The following is a 5,996-nucleotide window of genomic DNA, read 5'->3' as shown; positions in this document are numbered from 1 at the left end:
GTAGGCCTGCTGCAGGGCGCTGTTGTCGGGCTTGGGCAACGCCTTGCGGTCGAGCTTGCCGTTGGCCGTCACCGGCCAGGCCTGCACCTGCAGGATGTGCGTCGGCACCATGTAGTCCGGCAGGCTGCCCTTGAGCTGTTCGCGAAGGCTGTCACGCAGTTCGGCGGCGTCCACTGCCATGCCCTGCTCTTCGGCCAGTACGTAGGCCACCAGCTGCTGGCCATGGCCGCTGTCCTGGGCCAGCACCACCGCCTCGCGCACCTGCGGGTGCTCCAGCACCCGTGCCTCGATTTCACCCAGTTCGATACGCAGCCCGCGCACCTTCACCTGATGGTCGATGCGCCCGCAGTACTCGATCACCCCGCTGTCGCGGTAGCGCGCCAAATCCCCGGTGCGGTACAGCCGCTGGCCGTGGCTGCCGAACGGGTCGGGCACGAAACGCTCGGCCGTCAGCGACGGGCGACGATGGTAACCACGCGCCAGGCCCTGGCCACCGAGCATCAGCTCGCCCATGGCCACCTGCGGCAGGGCTTCGAACGCCGGGCCAAGGATGTGCGTGTACAGGTTGGCGATCGGCTGGCCGATCGGCACGCTGTCACGCCCCTCGTCGACACAGGTCCAGTGGGTGACGTCGATCGCTGCCTCGGTCGGCCCGTACAGGTTGTGCAGCCGGGCACCGGGCAGGTGGCTGAACACCTGCTGCTGGGTGTCCACCGCCAGCGCCTCGCCGCTGCAGATCACCTGCCGCACGCTGTGGCAGCGCTGCAAGCCCGGCTCGCGGACGAACACCTGCAGCATCGACGGCACGAAGTGCAAGGTGGTGACCTGGTGGCGCTCGATGGTGTCGATCAGCCGCTCCGGCTCGCGATGCTCACCCGGCGCCGCCAGGGCCAGCCGTGCACCGGTCATCAGTGGCCAGAAGAATTCCCACACCGACACGTCGAAGCTGAACGGGGTCTTCTGCAACACCGTGTCCGCACTGTCCAGCGCATACGCCTGCTGCATCCACGCCAGCCGGTTGTACAGCGCCAGGTGGCGGTTGCCGGCGCCTTTCGGCCGCCCGGTCGAGCCGGAGGTGTAGATGACGTAGGCCAGGTTCTCCGGGTGCAGCCGGCACGCCGGCACCTGCCGCGCGTAACCGCCCAGCTCGCCGGGCTGGTCCAGCAGCAGCACCTGCCCGGCAAACGCCGGCAGCTGCTCGCGCAAGTGCGCCTGGGTCAGCAGCAGCTCGATGCCGCTGTCTTCGAACATGTAGGCCAGCCGCTCGGCAGGGTAGTCCGGGTCCAGCGGTACATAGGCGGCGCCGGCTTTAAGGATCGCCAATAGGCCAACGACCATTTCCAGCGAACGCTCGGCGGCGATACCCACCAGGCTTTCCGGGCCGACACCCTGTTCGATCAGCTTGTGCGCCCACTGGCTGGACAGCTCGCTCAACGCCCGGTAGCTCATGCGCTGGTCGCCGAACAGCAGTGCCGTGGCGTCCGGCTGGCGACGCGCCTGCGCCTCGAACAGCTGGTGCACGCGCCAATCGCCGGGGTAGTCGGTGGCGGTGTCGTTAAGGTCGTGCAGCACCGCTTGCGTCTGCTGCGGGCTCAGCATCGGCAACTCGCCCAACGCCGTTTCGGCGCTGCTCTCAAGCATCTGCTGCAACACCTGCAACAGGTGCTCGCCAAGTTGCTCGGCCAACCGGGCACTGAACCGTGCCCGATCGGCTTTCAACTGCAGCGACAGGTGCGTACCCAGGTTAACCACCAGCGTCAGCGGGTAGTTGGTCTGTTCGTGGTTCGCCACCTCACCAAACACCAGGCTGCTGGTGGTATCGGCCTGCAGCGCTTCGGACACCGGGTAGTTCTCGAACACCAGGATGCTGTCGAACAGCGCTTCGCCGCCCTGCCCGGCCCAGCGCTGGATATCGAACAATGGCGTGTGATCGTACTCACGCAGGGCGATGTTCAGCGCCTGCACGGTGTCCAGCCAGTCACCCAGCGCTTGCTCCGGGCGTGGGCTGGCAATGACCGGCAAGGTATTGATGAACAGGCCGATCTGCTGCTCGATGCCCTTGAGTTCGGCCGGCCGCCCAGCCGTGGTCGCGCCAAAGGCGACGCAGGCCTGGCCGGTATAGCGCTGCAGCACCAGCAGCCAGGCCGCTTGCACCACGGTATTGACGGTGACCCTGCGCTCACGGGCAAAAGCGTCCAGGCGGGCGGTCTGCCGGGCATCCAGTTGCTGTACCCGCTCGACCTGCCCCTGCCCTTCACTACCGGCTGCCCAGTCCGTGGCCCTGGCCAGCAAAGTGGGTGCATCCAGGTCTTGCAACTGGCGGGTCCAGAACGCCTGGCGGGCTGCGCCATCCTGGCGCTGCAACCAGGCAATGTAGTCACGGAAGCGCCCCGGCCCTTGCTCCGGCACGCTGCCGTGGTACCGCTGCAGCACCTCGCCCAGCAGCCGGGTATTGCTCCAGCCGTCCATCAGGATGTGGTGGCTGGTGTAGATCAGGTGATAACGCTGCGCGTCGAGGCGAATCAGGGTCAGGCGCAACAGCGGCGGCTTGCCCAGGTCGAAGCCGGCCGCGCAGTCTGCAGCAGCGAACGCCTCCAGCGCATCGGCAAGGTCGTCACGGCCACGCCAGTCATGCACCGCGAACGGCAATTGCGCCTCGCGCTGAATGATCTGCAACGGGCTGGCCAGCTCACCCCAGATGAAGCTGCCACGCAGCAGGTCATGGCAGTCGACTGCCGCTTGCCAGGCAGCACGGAAGCGCTCGGGATCCACGCCAGTCACATCGACCCGCAGCTGGTTGATGTAATCCCCGCCCTGCTGCAGCAGCGTATGGAACATCATGCCTTGCTGCATGGGTGAAAGCGGGAAGATGTCTTCGACCATCGCTGGCGGCAGCGGCAGGCTGTCGAGCTGGGCCTGGGTCAGGCCGGCCAGCGGAAAGTCCGACGGGGTCATACCGGCGTGTTCGCGCTGGCAGCAGTGTTCGACCAGGGCGCGCAGCTCGTGGCTGTATTCATCGGCCAGGCGCTGTACGGTGGCGACTTCGAACATGTCGCTGCTGAAGGTCCAGCCCAGGCTCAGCTCACCGGCATAGACCTGGCCATTGAGCGTCAGCCAGTTACCCAATGGTGCGTCCAGGCTTTGCTCATCGCCTTTGGGGTCTGCGCAGGGCACCAGCAGCGCCTGCTCATCGGTCGCCAGGTGGCCATCCAACTGGCCCAGATAGTTGAAGGTGATGCGCGGCACCGGCAAGGCACGCAGGCACTCACGGCTGGCAGCGTCTGCCAGGTAGCGCAGCACACCATAACCAATGCCCTTTTCGGGCACGGCGCGCAGCTGTTCCTTGACCTGCTTGATCGACCCATCCAGCGTTGCCGCCGGGCTCAGCCGCAGTGGGAACAGGCTGGTGAACCAGCCGACCGTGCGGCCCAGGTCGAGGTTGTCGAACAGCGCTTCGCGCCCGTGCCCTTCCAGCTCGATCAGGGTCGAGGGTTCGCCGCTCCAGCGGCAGATTACCCGCGCAAGCGCAGTCAGCAGCAGGTCGTTGACCTGGGTGCGGTAAGCGGCCGGGGCCTGCTGCAACAGCTGTCGGGTCAGCGCCCCGTCCAGGTGGCTGTAGACCGTGTGGGCGTACCGGTTGCTCAGGGCGCCAGCGCTGTTGTCCTGCGGCAGGCTGCCGCTGGCAGGGCTCAACTGCGCCTGCCAATAGCCCAGTTCGGCCTGCAATGTGTCGCTGCCGGCGTAGGCCTGCAGCTGTTCGGCCCAGGCCCTGAAGCCACTGGTCTTGGCGGGCAACTGTGGCGCCTGCCCGGCCGCACATTGTTGGTAGGCCCGGTGCAAGTCCTCCAGCAGAATACGCCAGGACACCCCATCGACGACCAGATGATGGATCGCCAGCAACAGGCGCTGACTGCCGTCCGCCAAGGTTGCCAGCACCGCGCGCAGCATCGGCCCATCGGCCAGGTTGAGGCTACGCTGGGCCTCGTTGCCCAATGCCTGCAGCTCACCGGCATCGGCCAGTGTCGCGCACCATAGCAAAGGTGGCTGTACCGGCCCGGCAGGCCGGTAGCTGGCCTGCCACTGCCCATCAATCTCGACGAAGCTCAGGCGCAGGCTGTCGTGGTGCGTGACCAGAGCCTGCAGCGCCTGCTCCAGTGCCTGTGCATCAAGCACTTGCAGCGGGCGGAACAGCACCGACTGGTTCCACTGCTGGCGTTCGGCAATGGCTGTGTCGAAGAAGGCATGCTGCACCGCCAGCATCGGGGTTGGCCCTTGCAATGGGCGCTGGTCGGCCTGTGCCGCACACCCCACCTGGGCGACTGCGGCCAGGTCTTGTACCGTCTGGTGCTGGAACAGGTCCTTGGTGGTGAAGCGGATGCCCGCCTGGCGGGCGCGGCTGACCACCTGGATCGAGACGATCGAGTCGCCACCGAGGGTGAAGAAGTTGTCGCTGCGGCCGACCCGCTCCAGCTTGAGCAGGTCCTGCCAGATCGCCGCGATCTGCTGTTCCAGCGGACCTTGCGGTGCACTGTAGGCCTGCTGCAGGGCGCTGTTGTCGGGCTTGGGCAACGCCTTGCGGTCGAGCTTGCCGTTGGCCGTCACCGGCCAGGCCTGCACCTGCAGGATGTGCGTCGGCACCATGTAGTCCGGCAGGCTGCCCTTGAGCTGTTCGCGAAGGCTGTCACGCAGTTCGGCGGCGTCCACTGCCATGCCCTGCTCTTCGGCCAGTACGTAGGCCACCAGCTGCTGGCCATGGCCGCTGTCCTGGGCCAGCACCACCGCCTCGCGCACCTGCGGGTGCTCCAGCACCCGTGCCTCGATTTCACCCAGTTCGATACGCAGCCCGCGCACCTTCACCTGATGGTCGATGCGCCCGCAGTACTCGATCACCCCGCTGTCGCGGTAGCGCGCCAAATCCCCGGTGCGGTACAGCCGCTGGCCGTGGCTGCCGAACGGGTCGGGCACGAAACGCTCGGCCGTCAGCGACGGGCGACGATGGTAACCACGCGCCAGGCCCTGGCCACCGAGCATCAGCTCGCCCATGGCCACCTGCGGCAGGGCTTCGAACGCCGGGCCAAGGATGTGCGTGTACAGGTTGGCGATCGGCTGGCCGATCGGCACGCTGTCACGCCCCTCGTCGACACAGGTCCAGTGGGTGACGTCGATCGCTGCCTCGGTCGGCCCGTACAGGTTGTGCAGCCGGGCACCGGGCAGGTGGCTGAACACCTGCTGCTGGGTGTCCACCGCCAGCGCCTCGCCGCTGCAGATCACCTGCCGCACGCTGTGGCAGCGCTGCAAGCCCGGCTCGCGGACGAACACCTGCAGCATCGACGGCACGAAGTGCAAGGTGGTGACCTGGTGGCGCTCGATGGTGTCGATCAGCCGCTCCGGCTCGCGATGCTCACCCGGCGCCGCCAGGGCCAGCCGTGCACCGGTCATCAGTGGCCAGAAGAATTCCCACACCGACACGTCGAAGCTGAACGGGGTCTTCTGCAACACCGTGTCCGCACTGTCCAGCGCATACGCCTGCTGCATCCACGCCAGCCGGTTGTACAGCGCCAGGTGGCGGTTGCCGGCGCCTTTCGGCCGCCCGGTCGAGCCGGAGGTGTAGATGACGTAGGCCAGGTTCTCCGGGTGCAGCCGGCACGCCGGCACCTGCCGCGCGTAACCGCCCAGCTCGCCGGGCTGGTCCAGCAGCAGCACCTGCCCGGCAAACGCCGGCAGCTGCTCGCGCAAGTGCGCCTGGGTCAGCAGCAGCTCGATGCCGCTGTCTTCGAACATGTAGGCCAGCCGCTCGGCAGGGTAGTCCGGGTCCAGCGGTACATAGGCGGCGCCGGCTTTAAGGATCGCCAATAGGCCAACGACCATTTCCAGCGAACGCTCGGCGGCGATACCCACCAGGCTTTCCGGGCCGACACCCTGTTCGATCAGCTTGTGCGCCCACTGGCTGGACAGCTCGCTCAACGCCCGGTAGCTCATGCGCTGGTCGCCGAACA

At 67.0% G+C, this 5,996-nt stretch carries 1 protein-coding gene; it reads right to left on the bottom strand.

Annotated features, from left to right (window positions below; all coding sequences use genetic code 11):
• On the bottom strand, nucleotides 1–5,996 hold a 5,996-nt coding region (locus E8E68_RS11790; RefSeq protein WP_280341560.1), incomplete at both ends, for a non-ribosomal peptide synthetase.

The sequence above is a fragment of the Pseudomonas sp. BN607 genome (assembly GCF_029871175.1).
Lineage (GTDB): Bacteria > Pseudomonadota > Gammaproteobacteria > Pseudomonadales > Pseudomonadaceae > Aquipseudomonas.
Note: the sequence above shows the minus strand (reverse complement) of the source record. Positions and strands in the feature narration are given on the sequence as shown.